The sequence below is a fragment of the Arthrobacter zhaoguopingii genome (assembly GCF_009828595.1).
Lineage (GTDB): Bacteria > Actinomycetota > Actinomycetes > Actinomycetales > Micrococcaceae > Arthrobacter_D > Arthrobacter_D zhaoguopingii.
Map to the genome: position 1 here is coordinate 1 of NZ_WPNY01000030.1, position 3,303 is coordinate 3,303.

The following is a 3,303-nucleotide window of genomic DNA, read 5'->3' on the forward strand; positions in this document are numbered from 1 at the left end:
GCTAAGACCCACAGCGCCGATGGTACTGCACCCGAGAGAGTGTGGGAGAGTAGGACACCGCCGGACCACCCTTAAAATGCAGGCCCCACCACCGGTGGGGCCTGCACCCCTTTAACCACCCACCACCACAAGACCGGGCCCACCCCCCACCCCAACCCGGACCCCACCGGCAGGGCCCACAACCGGCACCGGCACCCACCGGGGCCGCCCACCGGTCCGCCACACGCCACGGCTGCACGCACCCCAGCACCGGCAGCCACCGGGCCGCCCACCGATCCGCTCGTCATCACCTCACAGCGTGGCATTGCAGATCTGGGTTCGACCAGATCCATTCACAGCCAGTCGTGTTCGCGCGCGTAACGGGCGGCGTCGTGGCGGGTCGTGGTGTGGGTCTTGCCGATGGCACTTGAAAGTTAGTTGCGGACCGTGCCGAGGGCAAGGTGCAGGATTCGAGCGATGTCCTGCACCGAATATCCGTCACTTGCCACACGGAGCACATCTCCCTCCCGCTCGGCGAGCGGGATGTCGTTGATGAGCGCCTGCGCGGAGATGGTGGCGTCCACGCCCGCACGGTTGCAGGTTCTTCATCTCCTCCCCAGTCTGCGCTTCATCGCGAACCGGCAGTAGTGGCGTAGTGTCACCGCCGAACCGTGACCCGGCACTAGGCTCGGGTATGAGGGGATGGAACGCTGGTACTTTGCAAGTACCCACCGCGGCGTGCTGCCGGATGCCGGATGTCGACCGGTGGTGCCGTCTTCGGTGAGTGGATGCCGGAAATGCCCGGCTCAGGAGGAGGCGACGATGAATAGGGTCAAACCCGGAGACGGCCACGCGCTGCAGCCCGTTCGTTGGTGGCAACTGTTTTCGCGTTCGGTGTTCCACCTTCCCCTGAGCTATGGAGACGCCCCGCCGGAAACCTGGTCCGTCGACATTCGGCATGGGGGCGATCCGGACGGAGAGGTGTACGCCCGGCTCTATCGCGATGGCATCAACACCGCACGATCGAAGGTTCCGGCGGTCTTTCCCGTCCCCGGTGGTCGGATCGAGGTCGCGACCAGCGCTTACGGACTCAGGCGGTGTCATTACGTAACGTACGACGGGACACAGCGACAGCTCTTTCCCGATCACGCATCGGCTGAGGGGCGACGGGCACACCTTGAACGAACCCGTCCGGCGTTAAGCCGCACCCTGGGCGCGGCGTCCATGGTCGTGCTTCTCCTCGCCCTGGTGCTCGGCCTGCCCCAGATCATCGAGCAGCTCACATCGATCCCGCTGTTAGCGGAGAGCGTCGGTACGCTGAACAGCCCCGTCCGCCTGCCCGAGTGGGTGAACGTCTTCCTGGTTGTCGCGGCGATCACTGCCAGCACCGAACGTGCACTGCGCCTGCGATACAGCCGGATTCTAGACGGCGGGATTCTCGACGGTGACGCCTGACGTGCGACGCGGGCGCTGCGGTGCCCGAGCCGACCGATTGCAACTCGTAGCGCGCCAGCGGCGAAGGCACGGGTTCCGGTCACGGGCTAACCGGCATCAACCGCGGAAGGCCAAAGGACCCCGCGAAGCCTTTTCAAGTCCTCGGAACCCACCTGGTGTTCCTCCATGGAGGAACACCGCACAACCATCTAAATCACCGAGCTCCTTCCATCGGGCACGCCGCGCAGCTCTGCAGGGCACGGCAACGGACTCAACGGGTTCAACGCCCCGCGCCCCGCCGACCAAGGGGCTGCAATTGCACTTGATCTCGCACCCCGCCACTCTCGGACGACGGTCCCCGCGGCGGCTTCCTCAACGACGGCGGAATCGTCCCCGGATGACCCATCACCTGCAGAGGAAACGCACTGCAGGGCCCTTCGGGCCGGCCTTGGACCGTGCCGAAGTAGGCCCGGCTCAAAGACAGCCTCAAGGGCTCCCGCGAAACGGTTACCCAGCGAGTGGCGCCTAGGTGCGGCAGACGTGAGGGGGTCGGCTAGGGGACCTGCGCCGGCCAGGCCCACCCTACGGGGTGGTGCGCCGGACGGTCGACGCGGCTGCGGCCATGAAGAGATACACGCAGCCGCTGACGCGGTCGAGCACGCGCAGTTTCAGGCGGGGGAGATGGCGGCGGAGCGCAGCGCCGGCCAGAGCCCAGACCGTGTCGGGGACGGTCATCACAAGAATGAAAAGAAAGCCCAGCAGAGTGAGTTGCAGCCAGATGGGTCCAGCTCCGGGTTGGACGAACTGGGGGAGGAAGGCCACAAAGAACATGGCAGTCTTGGGATTCAGCGCACCAACCATGAATCCTCGAGTAAGGCTGCGCCTCACTGTGGGTTCCACGTCCTGGACGGCGGGCTGTTCCAAGGTTCCCTGCCTGCGAGAGCCCAAGGCGCGGAAGGCCAACCAGAGCAGGTACAGGACGCCGGCGACCTTGACTACTGTGAACGCGATTGCGCTTGCAGCCACTAGGGCCGAGATGCCGAGGGCGGCGCCGGCCACATGCAGAACATAACCCAACTCGATCCCGGCGACGGCGGCTAAACCTCCACCGCGTCCGGAACGCAGAGTCGTGGTTAGGATGAAGGCCACCGAAGGCCCGGGGATGAGGGCGATCGGAAGAGACACAGCTATCAGCAACGCAGCGGTGCTTGCGGAAATCACGGCGGATCCTCCTCGATGACGGTGCAACATTAGCTCTGTGGCTCACCCTGCGGTAGGCCCTTTACGAGGCCTCCCCCCGGTGGGCCGCGCCGAAACGAGAGCCCGTGGTCTGCGCTGCGTCCCTCGAGCTGAATCGAGGCGTTTCAATGAAGCAGCTTGGGCAGCGGATGCGCCGGCCAGGCAGCCGCTGGAGTGCAGGAGATGAGTACCCTGCGATGCTCATCACAACGTGCCCGTCCGGTTTGCGCTGCTGCGCGGAGGCATGTAATGTTTTCTGAGTTGCCCCGCTGAGGGCAGCCAACCCCACCATATTCTTGAAGCTAGTCCAGCGTGTGCTGAGCACTAAAGCCGGATGATGCTTTATTTTGCTGTGGTTGATTCCTCTTGTCGAATACTTCTCGGGTTTCACCGAAAAGAACGGATTTGACAAGGGGAAAGGAAATGAAATAAGTTAGTAACACACCACGGCGAAGAAATAAAGAGCTTTGGAGGATTTCGAAGGAAAACTTCGGATCTGGCTCGAAAAAGTATTCCCACGTGTTTGTTGTTTGAGAACTCAATAGTGTGCCAAGTTTGTTGATACCGATTGTTTTTTGATTGGTTGAATTGGCTGGTCTGCCGCACCCCGTGTGGTGGGCTGGTTTTTTTGGCTGGTTTCGAATTTTGTGC

At 63.0% G+C, this 3,303-nt stretch carries 4 protein-coding genes; 1 reads left to right on the plus strand and 3 read right to left on the minus strand.

The window, feature by feature from the left end; genetic code table 11:
- Positions 1-413: 413 nt before the first annotated feature.
- Positions 414-563 (minus strand): LuxR C-terminal-related transcriptional regulator, encoded by a 150-nt coding sequence (locus tag GVV86_RS18830; protein WP_246670053.1) that lies wholly within the window; start codon positions 561-563, stop codon positions 414-416.
- A 118-nt stretch (positions 564-681) separates the two neighbouring features.
- Here GVV86_RS18830 and GVV86_RS18355 point away from each other — a divergent pair, with 118 nt between their 5' ends.
- Positions 682-1,434 carry a hypothetical protein gene (locus GVV86_RS18355; RefSeq protein ID WP_246670054.1) on the plus strand — a complete coding sequence of 251 codons (753 nt, stop codon included), beginning with the start codon at positions 682-684 and terminating at the stop codon, positions 1,432-1,434.
- A 561-nt stretch (positions 1,435-1,995) separates the two neighbouring features.
- Here the strand turns inward: GVV86_RS18355 and GVV86_RS18360 are convergent.
- Positions 1,996-2,634, minus strand: a complete 639-nt coding sequence (locus GVV86_RS18360) for a LysE family translocator (RefSeq protein ID WP_159620694.1) — start codon at positions 2,632-2,634, stop codon at positions 1,996-1,998.
- A 320-nt stretch (positions 2,635-2,954) separates the two neighbouring features.
- A partial coding sequence (locus GVV86_RS18555; protein ID WP_210252883.1) for a hypothetical protein occupies positions 2,955-3,303 on the minus strand: 349 nt, incomplete at its 5' end.